The sequence below is a fragment of the Streptomyces beijiangensis genome (assembly GCF_017315755.1).
GTDB classification, from domain to species: Bacteria; Actinomycetota; Actinomycetes; order Streptomycetales; family Streptomycetaceae; genus Streptomyces; species Streptomyces beijiangensis.
Window position 1 is genome coordinate 1 of the sequence record NZ_JAFLRJ010001173.1, and the last position, 243, is coordinate 243.

The following is a 243-nucleotide window of genomic DNA, read 5'->3' on the forward strand; positions in this document are numbered from 1 at the left end:
GGCGGCCGCGATCGCCGAGGCCCGGGCCGAAGGCATACGGGAGCGGGAGCGGATCGTGGCCGAGGGGACCGTGCTGATCGAGGCCGAGCGGGCTGCCGCCGAGGCCGAGCTCCGTACGCACGTGGAGGAGCTCGCGGTGCGGCTGGCCGAGCGGATCCTGGGGGAGCCGGTCCGGCAGCGGAGCGTCGACTGACCCCTCGGTACGGCCCTGACCAGGCTGATCGCATACTGGAAGGATGAGCC

The 243-nt window shown here is 73.7% G+C and carries 1 pseudogene; it reads left to right on the forward strand.

The features are described 5' to 3' along the window. A pseudogene (locus tag J0695_RS41050) lies at positions 1-193 on the forward strand (hypothetical protein); the annotation flags it as partial. Positions 194-243 lie beyond the last annotated feature (50 nt).